This is a genomic window from Shewanella algidipiscicola, from assembly GCF_900380485.1.
Lineage (GTDB): Bacteria > Pseudomonadota > Gammaproteobacteria > Enterobacterales > Shewanellaceae > Shewanella > Shewanella algidipiscicola.
Map to the genome: position 1 here is coordinate 1 of NZ_OXJV01000019.1, position 19,273 is coordinate 19,273.

Below are 19,273 nucleotides of genomic sequence, written 5' to 3' on the forward strand. Positions count from 1 at the left end.
GACGATGAAGAATACACCTAAAGCTGACTTGGTAATTGATGCACTATTAATGGCCATCTGGCGACGTTCACCGAAATCTAAAGTGCTGATACATTCCGACCAGGGAGTGCAATATACCTGCTCTGATTGGCGTAGCTTCTTAAAAGAGCACAATTTAGAAGCCAGTATGAGTCGACGAGGAAACTGTCATGATAATGCCGTCGCGGAAAGCTTTTTCTCGTTGCTGAAGAAAGATAGAGTTAAGAGAAAAATCTATAAAAACAGAGATGAAGCTCGCTCAGAAATATTTAACTATATCGAATATTTCTATAATCCAGTGCGTCGTCATGGTAGTAATAATGGACTGTCTCCTGTGCAGTTCGAAAAGCAGTACTTTGAGAAACAGTTAAGTGTCTAAGATATTAGGGGCTTACCAGCCGTGAGTTGCCATTGGATCAGAAGTCGTTCACGTAGTCAGTTATTGTGGGTCGTAGGAAATAAATTGAAATTTAATGAACAGGGCGTTGTACCTGTTAATACCACCGAAAAAAACATGACTGAATTTAAAGATAGTGCAAGTTGGAAAACGTTAGATGTAATTGAAAATGCTGCGGCGATTGCAGGCTTATTTCATGACTTTGGTAAAGCTAATGATTTATTTCAAAAGAAAATAAATCCAAACATTAAAACTGAAAACTCAGAGCCGTATAGGCATGAATGGATTTCATTAAGGTTATTTCAAGCTTTTGTTGGCAGTAAAGATGACTCTCAATGGCTAGAGGCTTTAGCTGAGCAAAATTTCGAAAATATACCAGACTGTTTCAAAGATGGCTCCGACCAAGGATTTGGTTCGCATCCAATACTTAGTTTACCTCCATTTGCACAGTTAACTGCCTGGATTATCGTATCACACCATAAGCTGCCGCTTTGTCCTGCATGGCAAGATAGTATTAATGCGCCAGCTTTGAAAGACATTGAACAGTGGTTAATTAAAAGTTTTGATGCGAGTTGGAACTCCTACCAATGCAATGATGTTGAGCAGAAAGTTCGTATCCAAGAAAATTGGAATTTCGCGGAAAAGGCTCTGCCTTATCACAGTAAAAAATGGTGTTCTCAAGCGTCTAATATCGCATCAATAGCACAAACTCAGTTACTAAAACGAGAATTTTTCAACAATGACTATATCAATGATCAAATATTCACTAGCCATTTAGCTAGGTTAGCAATGATGTTGGCTGACCGTTATTATTCTTCTCAACCAGAAGTTACGCCTGAATGGAGAAGCTCTACTTACCATACGTTTGCTAATACCTATGATAAATTATCAGGAAAGTCCGGTTTAAAACAACAGCTCGATGAGCATTTAATTGGTGTTGCAATAAACAGTAAGGATATTGTGAATGCTCTGCCTAGGTTAAAAGTTACTTTGCCGAAGCTTAATGATATTGAATTTTTGTCGGAGCGTATCAAAAAATCTCAAATAGAAATTTTTGAAAACTATGGTTGGCAAAATAATGCTCAAAAACTCGCAAGTAAACTTGGGAGTGATACAACTGATAATGGTTTTTTCGGCCTCAATATGGCGTCTACAGGTAAAGGGAAAACAATTGCCAATGCAAAAATAATGTACGGAATCGGTGAGCAGACAGGGAGTAAGCGATTTACCGTTGCGCTAGGGTTGCGTACGTTAACACTTCAAACAGGCCGAGAATTTAAAGACAGCATTGGTTTAAATGATGAACAGCTTGCAATTGCTGTAGGTGGTTCTGCTGTTATGCAGCTTTTTGAAAATGCGCAAAATCAAGCAAATGCCATAAATGAGAATAGTTGTGGCAGTGAATCAGCTGAAGAAAATCTAAATGATGAAATTTATACACATTATCATGGTGAAACAGTCCATAGTTTAAGCAAATGGACAACACATGATAAAAATATTGATAAATTGCTCAGCGCGCCTGTACTTGTTTGCACAATCGATCATTTAATTGCTGCCACTGAAGGAACAAAGGGCGGTAGGCAAACCGCAGCTATGTTGCGTTTGCTCAGTGCAGATCTTGTTCTGGATGAACCTGATGATTTTGGGTTATCCGATTTACCAGCCCTTTGCCGTTTAGTTAACTGGGCTGGCATGTTAGGCAGTAGGGTTTTACTGTCAACTGCAACTATGCCTCCTGCTTTAGTATTTGCGCTTTACGAATCATATAGAACTGGCTGGCAGCAATATGCTAAGGCAAACTTAACGGATTGGTCAGGAAATATATGCTGTGCTTGGTTTGATGAAAATAAGGTATCAGACTTTGAAAAGCGCCATATTTCAAATTTAACTTCATTCAAGTCAGAACATAATAAGTTTGTCCAAGACCGCATATCGTTTTTAAGCGGAGCAAAATCGCAGGCTAAACGACTCGGCAAAATAGCTGACATTGAACGAAGTGATGGTGATTCACCGTCACAATCACTGGCTAGAACAATCTACAACCAACTTAGTCAGTTACATGTTAGGCACAATACGATCATAAATGGCAAAACAGTGTCAATCGGACTAGTCCGTATGGCTAACATAAATCCTTTAATTAGCGTCGCAAAACAAATAATGACGTTTGATGCACCAGTAATTGAAGATAGCAATGACTGCTGTATTCATTTATGCATCTACCATAGCCGTTATCCGTTAGCGATAAGAAGCGAAATAGAAAATCAGTTAGATACAGCACTGAAGCGCAAGAACGAGAACAATATTTTTGATCATATCCACCCAGTCGGCAAAGTAATAAATAAGCATGCACAAAAACATCATATTTTTGTTGTATTAGCTTCTCCCGTCGCTGAAGTTGGGCGCGATCACGATTATGACTGGGCTATTGTCGAGCCAAGCTCAATGCGTTCCATTATTCAGATAGCCGGTCGAGTATTAAGACATAGAGAAAAATCAATAACAGAACCAAACATAGTGTTGTTAAACCAAAACTATAAAGCACTAAGTGGTAGTAAAATTTGTTTTACAAGACCAGGTTTTGAAATGAAATCGAGCACAGCAACGCTGCTATGTGCTAAACCTCATAAGTTAGTCGATTTAGTTGCAGAAGAGAATTATGAAATTATTAATGCAATACCAAGAATAACTTTGCCAAAAAAGGAGAAATATAATCCTGACAAGGCTGGTTTTTATATCGATTTAAATGGTTTGGAGCACAAAGCTTTGGCATGGCAATTATTTTCTAGTGATAACAATGCCAAGGTTTGGTGGAATGCCGAAAATAAACAAATGCCATATTGGTGTGGTGAGGTTCAACGGCAACAACGTTTTAGGCAAAGTCAGAAAGATGAAGCCTACTATTTAATGTTTGATAGTGAGTGTAGTCCGCCTTACTGGCGTTGGCTTAATGAAAATGTTCGTCCAGCTAAATTGGGTGAGGTGTCAGGAATCAGCATATCGCCAGTTCCAAAATTATCTAGGGGAGAAAATAACTATTTTTGGTTGGATCAATCTCCAGAACATATTTATCAAACATTAGCTGGTGAACTCAATATGGAACTTAGTGAAGTAGCAAGGCACTTTGGTGAATTAAGAATCACGGAATTTGAAAACAGTAGTAATCAAGAATACTGCTATCACAATAATTTGGGAATGTATCAGGAGGTTAATGACGATGAGTGATGTAAATCAGCTTGATTGGAAAAGTGTCATAGAAGGGTATATAGATGGGCTTGGTGAGCAAGAGAAACAAAATGAATATATTGATGAATTACTTTCAATATTTATATCCAAAAAGCTATTATCTGATCTTTCGGGGGATGATGAAAAATCAATTAATAAATTATTAGGTAATGTAAAAAAAACTCCTGCTACAGCTAAGAATAAAGATAAATTCTTGTCTTTTTATCAAAGCGCTTTAGATAATGGCTGGATTAAGTCAATATCCGACATAATTGAAAAAATAAGCCATAAAAGTAATTTTTGTAATATTTGGATATCTCGATCTATAGAGATAAGTGAGGGGATATTACCTGCAACGCATTGCGCTAAGTTAACGCACTCTAGCTCATCAGGCTCTTCAATTTTAGACGAATCCGGCAATAGTCGAACTGATTATATAAGCACCAGTAGCTTGCAAGAAAAAATTATTGACGGCACTTATCCTAATGCGACTTTATCAAAACAAGTTAAGTTTTTGATGCTCGAACATAATGGTTCTTATCTCTTTCAGGAAATACAAAAAAGCAATAGTGCGGTTTTTTCATATTTTTCTGAGAATGATGGAGAATTATATTATTGGATAAAAAGTTACCAAGCAATACTGAGTGAAAAACCTAAGACAGATATTTTATTAAAGCAACTTTACTTCCCCGTAGCTAAAAATCACCACTTGTTAACAGTACTTCAGTCATCTTCCTTGGCTCAACAACTCTATGAGCAGTGTTTTGATAAAGAGATACGCAAGAAACGAGAACAATTTACCAAAGCAAGAAAATCTAATAAGTTTATTCCAGATCCTCAGCAAAATTTTATTGGTGTAAGTAAAATTTTGATTACACAAAGCCAACATCAAAACGCAACGGTATTGAATGGTAAAAGAGGTGGTATTCAAAGATTGTTCAACAGCCAGCCGCCTTCATGGTTAAGCCAAGTTAAACCACCTGTCTATCAAAAATCTTGGTTCTACCGTGGCATCCCACATTCTGCTGTTCAAACTAATATTGATTATTTACGCGACTTTTTGTTACGTAATGAAAAACTTTCACTAAGCACACGCAATCCACAGAAAAGAAAGTGGTTGATCAAGTGGGGGCAAAGCTTAACAGATGCAGTTTTATTTTATGCACAGCAAATACAAATGTTGCCTGCGGGTTGGACGGAAACAGATAACATTAAGCTCAAATCGTCTCAGCAATATTTTCTTGATCCCTATCGTGGTGATGACGTGTTTCAAACGGCACGTAAAAGTACTAATTGGCAGCTGGATGTTAGCAAGGATTTTGCTAAATGGATGAATGGAAAATTAATCGGAAAAGATAAGCAGTTTACACCGCAAACCGAGCACTCCAAGTTATGGGTATTGTTGATGAGTAACGCTCTGCGTGAGCTTAATCCAGTACTTGAGATAGTTAAAAAACTGGAGGAAACCGCATGACCCAATATTTATTATTAAATCGAATTAAAGTTCAGAATGCGAACGCGATTTCTGGTTTTACATGGGGCTTCCCTGCTATTACTCATTTTTTGGGGTTTACGCATAACCTTTCTTTAAAATTAAAAAAATCAAAGTATCAGCACGTCAGCTTAAATGGCTGTGCTGTAGTTGCTCATGAACACCATGTACATACCTTTGGCAAATACAACGACAAATTTTTACAAAGTAAAAATCCAGCTTATTTGTCGGGTGATGTAAATAAGGTGGTTCAAGGTCGGGCACCCTCTATCGTTGAAGAGGGAAAAATGAATATGATAGTAACACTGGTCATAGATCTTGACGGCTTTTTAGGTCGCGAAGTAAGCGAGTTGCTCAGTTGGATAAAGCAGCAATGCTTAATGCAGAGACTAGCAGGAGGAAGCATTTTATCTATTGACGACGTTCAGTTATTCGATGGTAAAAGCCAACAGGATTTCTTTAAATTAAAACGCGTGCTTATGCCAGGCTTTGCATTAATGGATAGAGCGAATTATTTAGCTGAGTATTATCAAGCTTGTTTAGATAAAAACTTGGAAGCTGAACAACTTGAAGCATGGTTAGATTTCTCTGCATTAAAGCAGCAGGCAAGACCCTTATCAGCTTTGATTGCTAAGCACTTGCAGGGTTTGGATGAAGTAAGATTATACGATATTTGGCTTAAGCATTTAGCGCAACCTTACAGCGCAAATATTCCTCAAGAATTAATTGATTACTTTTCCCAATTAGAAGAGACAAAAAAGACAAAGCCATTGTTAAAACAATGGAATGAATACGTAAACCCAACAAATAAAACTGATGCGAAGTGGGAGTATTTATCAAAGCCCAACCCCGGATATCTAGTACCTATTATGACCGGATATAAAGCCATTTCTCCTGTTTATGACAATCGTGATGTCGCTAATACACGTGATAGTGAAACACCAGTGTGTTTTGTTGAGTCTGTCCATTCAGTGGGCGAGTGGTTAGGTATTAATCGCTTAAAGAATAACGAAGATATCGTCAGTAGCCTGTGGAATTACGAATATGAAAATGGCTGGTATTTATGCCAGCAAACTAAACAATCAGAAAACCATGAAAATGATTTAGATCAGCAAGTAGCAGAACTTTTTGACCCAATCGATGAATTAATTTAATAGAAGAAGGATTTAAAAAATGACTAAAGAAATCAGCTTACCAAGTATGTTGGCATTTGAACGAAAGTTAGAAACATCAGATGCTTTGATGACGGCAGGAAATTGGGACAATCTAGAAAAATTATGGGTTGACACAAAAATAAGTGTATTACCTAGGACTTTAAGAGGAACTAAAAGCCAGTTTAATTTAGATAAGGGCGACAGAGAAGATAACAACATTTCTGAAGGCGATGATGCTTATTTACCCAATGATTTAGATACGTTAAAAGTGAGCTTTACTCTACGTGCAATTGGCAACTTAGGCGTTCCTTTTGGTTGCAACGCCCCAGATTTTACTCGGGCAATCAAAGAGAAAGTTTCGGAGTATAAATCGGAGGGCTTAAAAGAACTGGCGTATCGTTACGCATATAACATTGCTGCAGGGCGTTTTTTATGGCGCAACCGAGTTGGGGTAGATCAACTATGTATTAGAGTTGCAGTGAATGAGCAGGATGCTATTCCATTTGATGGTTACGAGTTTTCGCTTAAAAACTTTGAACAACAGCGTGAGAATACAGATTTACTGAAAGTCTCCAATGCTATTTTTGAAGGCTTAAATAGTGATGAGACGTTTGTTTGTTTAACCATTGAGGCTTTCGTGAAACTTGGCAAAGGACAACATGTATTTCCTTCGCAAGAAATGAATATGGGCGAAAAGAAAAAAGTGCTTTTTAAGCTGGATAACTGTGCAGCTATGCATAGTGTGAAAATCGGCAATGCAATCCGAACAATTGATGATTGGTATGAGAATGCAGAATTCCCAATTGCAGTAGAGCCATTTGGAGCAGTTACCCAGCAAGGACAGGCATATAGAAAAACGAAAACCGACCTTTATACATTGATGATGAAATGGGTTAATGATAAAGAGGTTGGTGAAAACGACAAAAATTTTGTTCTGGCTAATTTAATTCGTGGTGGTGTATTCGGTGGTAAATCAGAATAGAGGTGCTTATGAAACACTACATAGACATAACCTTGTTACCCAGTGACGACATTGGCGTTCACTTTTTGTGGTCAAAACTAATGATGCAAGTGCACCTTGCTCTAGTAGAAATTCAAGACGACAAAAAGCAAGTGCCTATAGCGGTGAGCTTTCCCAAATACCAAGTAAAATCGAACGAAAAATTGGGATTTATTGGTAACAAACTTAGATTGCTTTCGAATGACAAAAGCTCGCTTGAGCGTTTGAATCTTGGGAAATGGTTAAATCGTCTTGAAGACTATGTTCACATGAAAAGCATTGCCGAGGTGCCAAGTGAAGTAATGGGTTATGAATCGTTTAATCGTCGCCGTAAATCAGGCTCGCCTGATAAGCACATTAAACGACGCATGCAACGCCACAACGAAACATTGGAGCAAGCGGTAGCATTTTATCAAGGTTACAAGATGGCAAAAGAAGATAAAGATTTACCCTTTATCAGAATGAAAAGCCTACACAGTGATAATGAGTTTTGTATGAGCATTATTCGAAAAGAGGTAGAAGCATCGTCACAACGAGTCATGTTCAATACTTATGGCTTAAGTGGTGAAGGTGTATTACCAAAGTTTTAACCAATAAAAAACGCTCTTTAACAATGTGGTATAAAAACAGTAAGTTACAACGGGTCATTTTTTATAAGGTTAAATTGAAGTTTTTAACCTAACGACTTGTTGTAACTTATTTTTATGTTGATATTCTATTGTTCACTGCCGCACAGGCAGCTTAGAAAATCGAGCGGATCATCAAAGAAACCGCGATGGTGTTCACTGCCGCACAGGCAGCTTAGAAAATTTGAATACCCAAGCCTCAGCATTCGCTGGGGTTCACTGCCGCACAGGCAGCTTAGAAAGAGTCGTCTAACTCCCAGTTGTAACAGCGATAGTTCACTGCCGCACAGGCAGCTTAGAAAATCAAGAATGAAGTATTGACTGAAATTCAGTAGTTCACTGCCGCACAGGCAGCTTAGAAATGAGGTGCGAGATCGTTTGCTTTTAAGTCATAGTTCACTGCCGCACAGGCAGCTTAGAAAAAAAATGGAGCAAGGCAGCTCGTGAGCAACTAGTTCACTGCCGCACAGGCAGCTTAGAAAACCAAGACACCATAGTGCAAAGAGCATTAATGGTTCACTGCCGCACAGGCAGCTTAGAAATGAATAAATCGGTACCGCGCATTCGCTCATCAGTTCACTGCCGCACAGGCAGCTTAGAAAAATAGGCATCCAAGAAAACCAATTTTGCCACAGTTCACTGCCGCACAGGCAGCTTAGAAATTTCTTATTCTGAGTTCCTTGTAGCCCTTTTAGTTCACTGCCGCACAGGCAGCTTAGAAAATGATGACACTTTGCAAGAAGGATGGTTTGGGGTTCACTGCCGCACAGGCAGCTTAGAAAGTACCTGGGCCGCGCGGCGCATCATGCTCAAAGTTCACTGCCGCACAGGCAGCTTAGAAAATAAAGCACGGAATAACCGCCATAAGCGCAACGTTCACTGCCGCACAGGCAGCTTAGAAAATTGAAGCGTTCCACCTTTAAACTGACCGTTTGTTCACTGCCGCACAGGCAGCTTAGAAAATGATGAATCTGCAAATAACCATCAATAACAAGTTCACTGCCGCACAGGCAGCTTAGAAAATGCGGGAATTGTAGCTTAGTTCGCTTTATTGGTTCACTGCCGCACAGGCAGCTTAGAAATATATGTAAAGAGCCTGTACCTGTGGTTACTGGTTCACTGCCGCACAGGCAGCTTAGAAATATTACCATTGCATTGCGCGGTGGGTTAAATCGTTCACTGCCGCACAGGCAGCTTAGAAAGTCTAAATAGTTTGCCACGCGCTTTGGGGATTGTTCACTGCCGCACAGGCAGCTTAGAAATCGTCCCTGAATTAGATGTGATTATTGCCAGCGTTCACTGCCGCACAGGCAGCTTAGAAACATTGAGGTACTACGACCTTTTTCAGTTTCCCGTTCACTGCCGCACAGGCAGCTTAGAAAGAGTTAGTTGATTTAAACTGACCATCAGCTTTGTTCACTGCCGCACAGGCAGCTTAGAAATGTGCGCGCTGTTCGGGATTGCCCGACTGCAAGTTCACTGCCGCACAGGCAGCTTAGAAAAAGATCTTATCGGTCAGGCGTGTTAATCGGCGTTCACTGCCGCACAGGCAGCTTAGAAATTCTCCGGTGATTGTGGAGTTCGTCGCGCTGTGTTCACTGCCGCACAGGCAGCTTAGAAATGCAACGGTTGCTGAGTTAAAGTCGGTATAGGGTTCACTGCCGCACAGGCAGCTTAGAAATGGCGAACCCTTGCCCCCAAATTGATTCGATGGTTCACTGCCGCACAGGCAGCTTAGAAAGTCACCACTGCATCAGGTGCAACTTTTTATTCGTTCACTGCCGCACAGGCAGCTTAGAAAGCTTTGTCGGGTCGTCTTTGAAGATGGTTACGGTTCACTGCCGCACAGGCAGCTTAGAAAACGCACAGCCAGAGCTAGAAACTCTACATGAAGTTCACTGCCGCACAGGCAGCTTAGAAAAGCCGCCGCTATGTCCTAATGAAATCAGCTGGGTTCACTGCCGCACAGGCAGCTTAGAAACCGCGAATTCAGCTAGTGCTGCGCGATACACCGTTCACTGCCGCACAGGCAGCTTAGAAAACAACAGGACAGGGAAAACAATACAACCAACAGTTCACTGCCGCACAGGCAGCTTAGAAAGCTATGAAACTCGGTTTCGCGGCAACAACTAGGTTCACTGTCGCACAGGCAGCTTAGAAAAATTGTGCAAACGGGCGGCTATCCAGCGCAACGTTCACTGCCGCACAGGCAGCTTAGAAATCCAGTGCGCTAGCCGAGTGTTTAACAGGTGAGTTCACTGCCGCACAGGCAGCTTAGAAATTTTACATTAGAGAACACACAGTATCGAGATAGTTCACTGCCGCACAGGCAGCTTAGAAATCTGGCAGCGCTTTCTTAACCACTGATGTTATGTTCACTGCCGCACAGGCAGCTTAGAGATATCGATAGGCACTTACTCGCCAACCTTACACGTTCACTGTTAAATAACTAAATTCATAAATAACAGTGGTATTGTGCGTTTTGGCAGGCTTCATTCCCACTCACAGTTTAGGTTAACAGTGATGTTCTTGAACAATGGTCTAGTGGATGAAAATTGCGCACTTGCCATGGGTGAAACCTCAGAGCAGGAATAGAGTGGAACTGACACCTGAATCGTGAGGGGGGTTAAACGTGATATTGGTGGGGGTGAAAAGGCTAAATAGCCGGTTTGGGTTGCAAGTGGCCTTGGATGAGACATCGTTTGTGTTACGGCTAAAAAATAATTTTTGAGCCGTAACACTGAGGTGTTTTCTTTTATTTTACTGTTATTAAAGGGTTATAAAACAGGAGTACAGATATCGAAGTTGCAGTTAATGCAGCTATCGTCTATCAGTAATGCCATTATCTGGGTCCAATTACACCGCTTGGTGCGGGTTGCGGGTGTTTTGTCCGCTATTAAGGTTACGCATTAGTATCGCTTTATCGACATTCACTTCTTGCGGTACCGGTAAAAACACAAAGTGGCCCGAACCGAGTCCGGCCTCGACGGCTTCGCCCTTACGGTTTTCTAAATGTTCGATGGTCAGGTTTATATTGCCTTGTGGCGTCATTAACTCAACACTGTCGCCAACCGAAAATTTGTTTTTTACATCCACTTCGGCCATGCCTTTATCGTTACGTTTGCCAGTGAATTCCCCCACAAATTGTTGAGTGTCACTAATAGAATAACCGTAGTCGTAATTTTGGTATTCATCATGTACATGGCGACGCAAGAAGCCTTCGGTGTATCCCCTGTGGGCCAGTCCTTCCAGTTGGTGCATCAGTGCTGGGTTAAACTCACGACCAGAAGCGGCATCTTCAATCGCTTGGCGATAAAGCTGTGCGGTACGTGCCACGTAATAAAATGACTTGGTGCGGCCTTCGATTTTAAGCGAGTCGATGCCCATTTTGGTCAGGCGCTCAACATGCTGGATGGCACGTAAGTCTTTAGAGTTCATGATGTAGGTGCCATGCTCATCTTCAAAGGCGGGCATGTATTCACCTGGGCGTCCCGCTTCTTGCAGTAACACCACCTCATTACTCGGTGCGCCGGCGCCTAGGGTAGGGTTATGCAGTTGTACATCTGGGTTCACCGCGACAATGTCACCAGTGTCGGTTTGCACTGCTTCATGGGCGTCATATTTCCAACGACACGCATTGGTGCAAGTACCTTGGTTGGGATCGCGTTTGTTGATGTAACCCGACAGCAGGCAGCGGCCAGAATAAGCCATACACAAGGCGCCGTGCACAAAGACTTCAAGCTCGATATCGGGGCAGCGCTGACGGATCTCTTCAATCTCATCGAGCGACAGTTCACGGGATAAGATCACCCGCTTAATGCCTTGTTGTTGCCAAAACTTAACCGAGGCCCAGTTGATGGCGTTGGCTTGTACAGACAGGTGCACCACTTGATCGGGAAACGCTTCACGTACCATCATGATAAGCCCGGGATCTGACATGATCAGCGCATCAGGTTGCATGGCAACCACTGGCTCCATATCCTTGATATAGGTTTTCAATTTGGTGTTATGCGGCGCGATGTTGCTTACCACGTACAGTTTTTTGCCCAAAGCATGGGCTTCTTGAATACCGGTAGCGAGATTTTCCATTTTGAAATCATTGTTTCTAACACGCAGGCTGTATCTAGGCTGGCCGGCGTAGACCGCATCCGCGCCATAGGCAAACGCGTAACGCATATTTTTTAAGGTCCCAGCAGGAGACAGTAGCTCAGGTTTAAACATAATTTCTCTCAATTAACAGGTATCAAACAACTTGGGGCGGCATTTTACTCAATGGAGGGAGTCTTATGCAAATAGTAACCTTGTTTATTCTGTGGTCAAGCGCCCATTGCCGCCATTAATAGGCTTCCTATTTCACTGTTTTACGCCGCATACTTGCCCTTGTTGCCTGATGACGATGATTGCTGCTCTTGTGGGTGGCTATCACGCCCAGTTGGTGTGTTTTAGGGCGCAGCGGCTATCGCTGAACCATGTCGTCGGTGATCGCTTGTTGTTAGTCGGCTAAAAATAGGCGGAGTTACACCTGCTGCTAAGGCTTTTACCAGCCAATATGTGTTGCTGCATGATGACCCTTTGACTAATATTTACGCTTAAAATAGCAACGGACCTTAATTTATCTACTTAAATTTGAGCGATATTTCTAGCTAAGCCATTTTACCATCACGCTTGGCAATCAGTCCTGATATACTCTAGCGCATTATTAAGCGGTGATATTTTATTGAGGAGTCAGTATGTCTAGCGAGCATCAACTACTGGTTGGGTTATTAAAAAAGTTAAAGGCCGATGCGTTAGTGCTGCCAACTTTACCCGAGGTAGCAATGCGCGTCCAAGAGGTCGTTGCTAGGCCTGATTCCAGCCCCAAACAGGTGGCGGAAATTATTGGTCAAGATGCGGCGATATCGGCGCGCATGATAAAAGTCGCCAACAGCGCTATGTATAGCCGTGGCACTAAAGCAGAAAACATCAACAGCGCCGTAACCCGTATCGGCTTAACCCAGATAAAGTCTATCGCGACGTCGGTTGCTATGGAGCAATTGTTTATCTCTACTAATGAGATGGTATGGGAGGTGATGGATGAAGTGTGGCGCTCGTCAATCGAGGTGACTTCAGCGGCCTGTGCTCTGCTACTCAAGTATGCTAAGACGCATAAAGGTTGCGGCTTAAATTATGACACTCTGACGCTTGCCAGCTTAGTGCATAATATTGGCGCCTTACCGGTATTAACCGAGGCGGAAGCTAATCCGCATCTGTTTACCAGCATAGATCAATTACGCGCCTTGGTGCGCAAAATGCAGGGACCGATAGGCCGAGCCGTATTGAAAAGTTGGGACTTTTCGCCTGAGGTGATGGAAGTGGTTGAGCGATGGGCCGACTTACCTTATTTACCTGAGCGGGTGACCTATTTAGATTTTGTGCGTTCGGCGGCCTTTTATACCGGCGAGCTAAGAGCGGGTCATGAGCTTGCAGAGCGTTTAGATGTGTTTGCCAAACGTGGCTTGCCCGTATCGCCAGAGTATTTAGGCTCTGATGAATTTCTCGATAATTATCATTCTATTAAGATGAGTTACGAATAGTTGTGACCGGCGATTAAGTCTGTTAATAATAGTGTTAATTTTTCTGTTTCGTAAACATGAAGGCCTTGTGTGGATGTTGCAAATCTCTATTGGATAATGGCTTATATTATAGCCATTGGCGTCGCTGGTACCCTTTATTGGTACTGGCATAGACGCACAGGCCTACGCTTTTTGCGACAACTAACCAGCCAATTACAGCAACAAGATAAAGTCCGCAAGCCGCTAGCCATTGACGCTGTTCCTAGCGATTATATTCCGCTATACCTGCAGTTGCAGCGATTGTTAACCCAGTTACCTCCACCGCTTGGGCGAGATAAGCTCACCGGCTTGTTTAATCGGGTTGGGCTGAAATCACGTTTATCTCGCCTTATGCCTCTTAATCAAGGCATGTTTGTTCTTATTGATATTCATCGCTTTCGCTATGTTAACGACCTGTTTGGTTTCTCGTTTGGCGATCAGTTACTGTTGGCCATGAGTGAGCGAATTAAACAGCAGCTCAATGACCAAGATATTGTGGCGCGCATGAATGAAGATGAGTTTTTAGTGGTGTTTAAAGTGCCATTAAGCGATGACGAGCTAAAGGCATTGCAAAGTCACTTGCAACAGCCATTTTCTATTAATGATACAGTGATAAATCTACAGGTGCAGCTTGGGTATTTGGATATTTCACTGCACTATGCCGACGTTAGTCAGATGCTTAGGCGTATCGATTTGGCCTTAGTACGAGCAAAGTCGAGCTCTGGCTTAATCGCCTCTTATCAAGCGGGGGACGATACGAGTCAGCATCGACAGCTGACTATTATTCGCTGTTTTCCTAGGGCGTTAGCACAAAATGAACTCTATGTGGTGTATCAGGCTAAATACAATCTTGTCAGCGAAAATTGCAGTCACGTCGAGGCGCTTATCCGCTGGGAAAGCCCATTGCTAGGTAGGGTTTCGCCGGCAGAATTTATCCCTTTGCTCGAGCGTGCTGGCATGATCACTATGCTCAGCCAATGGGTTATTAAGCAGGTGCTTCACCAGCAAAGTCTGTGGCGCCAAAGCGGCATGAGGTTGCAGGTGGCGGTGAATTTGGCGCTAGATGATTTATGCGCCCGTCAGTTGTGTCAGTGGATAGTGACACAGCTACAGCAGTGGCAATTGAGTGCCGATGTGTTAGCAATTGAGGTGACCGAGAGTCAATTAATGACGGATATGCAGCGCACGGTTAATGTACTTGAATGCCTCAAACGTGCTGGCATTAACGCTGCAATCGACGACTTTGGCACGGGGCACTCCTCTTTGGCGTATCTTAAATACCTACCCGTTAACGAGGTTAAGGTAGATAAAGCCTTTTTAGAGAATGTGGCGACCGACTGTCGTGGTCAGCATATTCTTAGTAGCGCGGTTTCTTTAGCCCAAGGGCTTGGATTTACGGTCACGGTGGAAGGTGTCGAAACCCAAACTGAGTTGATGTTACTGCAACAGATGGGCGTCGATAAAATTCAGGGGGAGTTGTTTGCTAAACCGATGAGCGCGGCCGAGCTTGAAATGTATTGGCCGGAACTCAATCGGCCCATTGGCGAAGCATCTTAAGGGGAGGCGTCACTCCTAGCCTGTGATATGACGACTGAGCTCGGCGATAAGTTCTGCTGACATTGGGGCCATCTGCCGCGCTTTATTCATACATACCATCTCAATTTGCGCGGTAACTGCCGGCTTTTTGCCTTGTGGTCGCCAGATCTCTTGTCGCCATACAGTGCGATATTTACTCTCAAAAGAAAACTGAGTACGCACATCGACAATCTCTGCAAACTCGATCCCATCATGACATAGCATATCGCTGCGATAGACTGCAAAACCTAAACCTTGTTGAGCCCAAAGGCGAGCCAAGGTTTCGGCACCTATGACATGTTCTCTGGCGCGTTCAAAATACTTCAAGAAATTAGGGTGATACACCACACCTGAAAAATCGGTATCCTCATAATATATCTGCACCGGAAAATGAAACTGGGTGCTGTATTGCGTTTGTGCTGGCTGCTTCATATACAAAATGTGAGTGGCGATGATAAAGGCCGTTAGCTTAACATATTGAGTTAAGTGGGGCATCTTACCTATTTGCTATTCAGTCTCAAGGGATTACGGTCGCTGTAGCTACACTAGGGAAGCTATGTGAGCCGTTATTGATGTTGGCCAATTATCGCTCTGTTAGCGCAATAGACATAGCGCTAGGCTTATCGTTACGTTCAGCATCTGCTTTGGCGGGCACGAACCGATAGGGTAACTCGCAGAACGACGAGCCTTGCGCTGCTCACTGTATGACAAGTATTCAGGCCCGATGTCAGCCTTGCTGTTTGGGCGTGGTTTTAATGGGCTGTGAAATACAGGGGTAGAAGATAAGCTGTTGCCATACCAGTTTTTAATCTTTGCGATGCGGTAGTGCCTATGCCGCTTACTGATACTGGCAACTTGCGTGAAGTGGCTTATCTAAGGCGGTATTTGAGCGCAGTGTCCCGCAGGGCGGCACTATTATTTAAACCGTTATTCAGTCATTGGTTAGCATGGACAATTTGTTCCTAAATGACGTATTACCTTTATAAATTGTTACTTTCAATCATTGTTGAGCGTATTTTTTTACTCTAATTCTGTTACACTCTGCTGGGTGTTATCTACTTGATAATAAGATGTTAAGTTGCCTATGAACCAAGATACGTTATCCGTTTTTTTTCAAAATGCCGCAATTTTGTTGGTATTAGTTTTTATCTATGATGCTGTTCCGCGTCAGCGACGTCACCAATATTTTTGGTTGTGGCGTGTGCTGGCCGGTTTACTGATTGGCGTGGTGACAGTGATCACCATGATCACCTCATGGGAATACCAAACGGGTATTTTTGTCGATGCGCGAGCGGTTATTTTAGGAATATCAGGACTGTTTTTTGGTGGTTTACCCACTTTAGTTGCCACGCTTGTGGGGATCACCTTTCGTGTATTGGAAGGTGGCCCAGCGATGCTTACCGGCATTATGGTGATGATTGTGGCCGCCAGCTTGGGCAGTCTATGGCGTTACTATCGTAAAAATGACATTGCCGATATGACCTTTAAAGAGTTATTGCTATTTGGGACTGTTTTGCATCTGCTCACTCTATCCCTATTAGCGCTACTGCCTTTTGAGTTATTTGTCGATATTTTATCTATTGCCGCGTTGCCAATGATGACGATCTTTCCGTTAGTGACGGCATTAATTGGGCTGCTATTGTCGCGTCGGCTCGAAGTGGAACGTGACGCCAAGATTAAGTTGCAAGATGATTTTATTTTTCGCTCTCAATTTGACATTGGCAACATGGGGATTGCCATCACTTCAGTCGATCAACGCTGGATGAAAGTCAACCCGAGGTTGTGCAAGATGCTGAAATACTCCGAGCAAGAACTGCTCCAGCGCACTTGGTCTGAGTTGACCTATTTTGACGATCTTAAAGCCGATGAAGATCAGTATAAGCGGTTGCTTAATGGAGAGATTGACGCCTACGAGATGGATAAGCGTTATGTGGCCAAAGATGGCGAAATTGTTTATACCCATCTGGCGGTCGCGTGTCGACGTGTGAATCATCAGGTCAATATGGTGATTGCCGGTATTATCGATATCACAGCCAATAAACAAGCCGAATTGGCGGTAAGAACCAGCCAAGAAAGATTAGCGTTAGTTTTAGAAAGTAGTGATTTAGGCTTGTGGGATTGGGATATCAGCCACAATAAAACAGAGCGTAATCCATGGTGCGCTAAGGTACTTGGCTGTGAATTAGAACGCCTCAATAACGACCAGCGGCTTTGGGGAGATGCCATTCATCCGCAAGACAGAGCCGCTGTTTTAAATGCCATGGATAAGCATCTCAAGGGGGAAGCTCCCAAGTATATTGCCGAATATCGGCTGATCACCTTAACGGGTGAGGAGCGCTGGATAGTCGATACGGGAAAAACGGTGAGTTATGATAATCACGGCCGACCACTGCGGATGTGTGGCGTGCACAGCGATATTACTGAACAACGGCAGGTACAGGAGTCATTAGAGCTTGCCGCTTCGGTCTACAATAACTCCAGCGAAGCGATGAGCGTGCAAGATCATCAAGGTAAAATTATCACGGTTAACGCCGCCTTCACTGCGATTACCGGTTACCAACCACAAGAGGTGCTCAATAAAGATATCAGTCTTTTACAATGTGAATACTGTGATAAATCACAATATGAACAGTTAGCGCAAGCCGTTAGTGACGTTGGGCGTTGGCAGGGAGAGCTATGCTTGAAAAGCAAGCAAGGCGGTGAGTATATGGTGTGGTTTACCATTAATACCATTTATGACCAGCAGGGTGAGGTTTTTCGTCGCGTAGCATTATTTTCTGATATTACTGATAAAAAACAAGCCGAACAGATTATCTGGAAGCAGGCTAATTACGATCCACTTACCGGCTTACCCAATCGACGTATGTTGCTCGAATATTTAAGCAGTGAGATGTTGCGTATTGACCGTGATGAGAGCCATTTTGCCTTAATGTTTTTAGATTTAGACTTTTTTAAAGAGGTGAACGATACCTTAGGTCACGATATGGGCGACTTACTGCTACAAGAAACCGCTAAACGGTTAAAGGGCTGTATCCGTGAACTCGATATGTGTGCCAGATTGGGGGGAGATGAATTTACCGTGGTGTTGTCGGGCATTGATTTTCCCAGCGGAGTCGAGCGGGTGGCGCAGTGCATTTTACAGCGCATTAGTGAACCTTATCACTTAGGTGATGAAACTGCGTATATCAGCGCCAGTATTGGGATTACTATGTATCCCGACGATGCGACCAGCATTGAAGGGTTATTAAAACATGCGGATCAGGCGATGTATGCCGCCAAAGAGCAAGGACGAAATCGCTTTCATTATTTTACTCCTTCGATGCAAGAGTTCGCCCGTTATCGTATGGCGTTGATTAAAGATCTACGTCATGCCATTAGTCATAAAGAGTTTGAGCTTTATTATCAACCGATCATCGATATGAACAGTGGTGATATTTATAAGGTGGAAGCCTTGATCCGCTGGAATCACGCTTCGAGGGGCATGGTGTCACCCAGTGAGTTTATTTCGGTCGCCGAAGAGACGGGGTTAATCAACGATATCGGTAACTGGGTGTTTGAAAAGGCGGCACATCAAAGTGCCGAGTGGCGCAAGCAGTTTGGCACTGAAATTCAGATAAGCATTAATAAATCGCCAGTGCAGTTTCGCGATGACGGTGACACCTTTAGTGACTGGCTCACCTTATTGCAGCATCTCGAGCTGTCCAGCAATGCCATCTGCGTCGAAATAACCGAAGGGTTGTTATTGGATGCATCTATGGGGGTCACCGAAAAGTTACTCGCCTATCGTGATGCTGGTATTCAAGTTTCGCTAGATGATTTTGGGACGGGTTATTCATCGTTAGCCTACCTGAAAAAATTTGATATCGATTATCTCAAAATAGATCAATCTTTTACCCGCAACTTAGAAACCGACACCGATGGCGTGGCCTTGTGCGAAGCCATTATCGTGATGGCCCACAAGTTAGGGATCAAAGTGATTGCCGAAGGAGTTGAAACTGAATTCCAACGTGACTTTTTAGCCAAGGCTGGTTGTGATTATGCCCAAGGCTACCTGTTTGCTCGGCCGTTGCCGCAAGCGGAGTTTGAACAAGTTTACTTAAATCAGCGTTCAAGCTCGTCAGGCTTCATTGAGGGAACTCGTTAAGTGGCTAGCGCTCTATATTAACGGCCAGTGACAGTCTAATCATGTTGAATCGTT

11 protein-coding genes and 1 CRISPR repeat array are annotated in these 19,273 nt (G+C 43.0%); of the genes, 9 read left to right on the forward strand and 2 right to left on the reverse strand.

Features of this window, described 5'->3' with window-relative positions; all coding sequences use genetic code 11:
• The 6 genes from DN599_RS15360 to cas6f all read left to right on the forward strand — a co-directional run.
• Positions 1-397 (forward strand): IS3 family transposase (locus tag DN599_RS15360; protein WP_110458479.1); only part of this gene is annotated, 397 nt, incomplete at its 5' end.
• A 21-nt stretch (positions 398-418) separates the two neighbouring features.
• Positions 419-3,637, forward strand: a complete 3,219-nt coding sequence (gene cas3f / locus DN599_RS15365) for a type I-F CRISPR-associated helicase Cas3f (RefSeq protein WP_162599224.1) — start codon at positions 419-421, stop codon at positions 3,635-3,637.
• On the forward strand, positions 3,630-5,111 hold the full coding sequence (csy1, locus tag DN599_RS15370) for a type I-F CRISPR-associated protein Csy1 (protein WP_162599225.1): 1,482 nt from the start codon (positions 3,630-3,632) through the stop codon (positions 5,109-5,111). The genes cas3f and csy1 overlap by 8 nt, the downstream gene beginning before the upstream one ends.
• Positions 5,108-6,283: a type I-F CRISPR-associated protein Csy2 gene (csy2, locus tag DN599_RS15375; RefSeq protein WP_110458482.1), complete on the forward strand. Its 1,176-nt coding sequence runs from the start codon at positions 5,108-5,110 to the stop codon at positions 6,281-6,283. The genes csy1 and csy2 overlap by 4 nt, the downstream gene beginning before the upstream one ends.
• A gap of 19 nt (positions 6,284-6,302) precedes the next feature.
• Entirely contained in the window at positions 6,303-7,265 is a 963-nt protein-coding gene (gene csy3, locus DN599_RS15380) for a type I-F CRISPR-associated protein Csy3 (protein ID WP_110458483.1), read from the forward strand.
• 8 nt (positions 7,266-7,273) lie between these two features.
• Complete coding sequence (cas6f, locus tag DN599_RS15385) at positions 7,274-7,873, forward strand: type I-F CRISPR-associated endoribonuclease Cas6/Csy4 (protein ID WP_110458484.1); 600 nt, start codon at positions 7,274-7,276, stop codon at positions 7,871-7,873.
• A 130-nt stretch (positions 7,874-8,003) separates the two neighbouring features.
• Positions 8,004-10,310: direct repeats of the CRISPR family, unit length 28 nt; unit sequence GTTCACTGCCGCACAGGCAGCTTAGAAA.
• Positions 10,311-10,765: 455 nt separating this feature from the next.
• Here the strand turns inward: cas6f and trhP are convergent.
• Complete coding sequence (gene trhP / locus DN599_RS15390; RefSeq protein ID WP_110458485.1) at positions 10,766-12,130, reverse strand: prephenate-dependent tRNA uridine(34) hydroxylase TrhP; 1,365 nt, start codon at positions 12,128-12,130, stop codon at positions 10,766-10,768.
• Between the two features lie 509 nt (positions 12,131-12,639).
• On the opposite strand from trhP, the gene DN599_RS15395 reads away from it, so the two are divergent.
• On the forward strand, positions 12,640-13,482 hold the full coding sequence (locus tag DN599_RS15395; protein ID WP_110458486.1) for an HDOD domain-containing protein: 843 nt from the start codon (positions 12,640-12,642) through the stop codon (positions 13,480-13,482).
• Positions 13,483-13,578: 96 nt separating this feature from the next.
• The gene (locus tag DN599_RS15400) at positions 13,579-15,057 is read left to right on the forward strand and encodes a putative bifunctional diguanylate cyclase/phosphodiesterase (protein ID WP_110458487.1); all 1,479 of its coding nucleotides are present in this window, start codon (positions 13,579-13,581) and stop codon (positions 15,055-15,057) included.
• Between the two features lie 15 nt (positions 15,058-15,072).
• Here DN599_RS15400 and DN599_RS15405 read toward each other — a convergent pair whose 3' ends face one another.
• Positions 15,073-15,507: a thioesterase family protein gene (locus DN599_RS15405; protein WP_110458673.1), complete on the reverse strand. Its 435-nt coding sequence runs from the start codon at positions 15,505-15,507 to the stop codon at positions 15,073-15,075.
• A 652-nt stretch (positions 15,508-16,159) separates the two neighbouring features.
• Here DN599_RS15405 and DN599_RS15410 point away from each other — a divergent pair.
• Positions 16,160-19,219, forward strand: coding sequence for an EAL domain-containing protein (locus DN599_RS15410; protein WP_110458488.1), 3,060 nt, complete (start codon positions 16,160-16,162; stop codon positions 19,217-19,219).
• The last annotated feature ends 54 nt before the right edge of the window (positions 19,220-19,273 follow it).

What these genes read in the sequence shown, in the direction of transcription:
- DN599_RS15405 (WP_110458673.1), bottom strand. Translation starts at nt 15,507, where the DNA reads ATGAAGCAGCCAGCACAAACGCAATACAGCACCCAGTTTCATTTTCCG.
- DN599_RS15400 (WP_110458487.1), top strand. Translation starts at nt 13,579, where the DNA reads ATGGCTTATATTATAGCCATTGGCGTCGCTGGTACCCTTTATTGGTAC.
- cas6f (WP_110458484.1), top strand. Translation starts at nt 7,274, where the DNA reads ATGAAACACTACATAGACATAACCTTGTTACCCAGTGACGACATTGGC.
- csy1 (WP_162599225.1), top strand. Translation starts at nt 3,630, where the DNA reads ATGAGTGATGTAAATCAGCTTGATTGGAAAAGTGTCATAGAAGGGTAT.
- trhP (WP_110458485.1), bottom strand. Translation starts at nt 12,130, where the DNA reads ATGTTTAAACCTGAGCTACTGTCTCCTGCTGGGACCTTAAAAAATATG.
- DN599_RS15410 (WP_110458488.1), top strand. Translation starts at nt 16,160, where the DNA reads ATGAACCAAGATACGTTATCCGTTTTTTTTCAAAATGCCGCAATTTTG.
- csy3 (WP_110458483.1), top strand. Translation starts at nt 6,303, where the DNA reads ATGACTAAAGAAATCAGCTTACCAAGTATGTTGGCATTTGAACGAAAG.
- DN599_RS15395 (WP_110458486.1), top strand. Translation starts at nt 12,640, where the DNA reads ATGTCTAGCGAGCATCAACTACTGGTTGGGTTATTAAAAAAGTTAAAG.
- csy2 (WP_110458482.1), top strand. Translation starts at nt 5,108, where the DNA reads ATGACCCAATATTTATTATTAAATCGAATTAAAGTTCAGAATGCGAAC.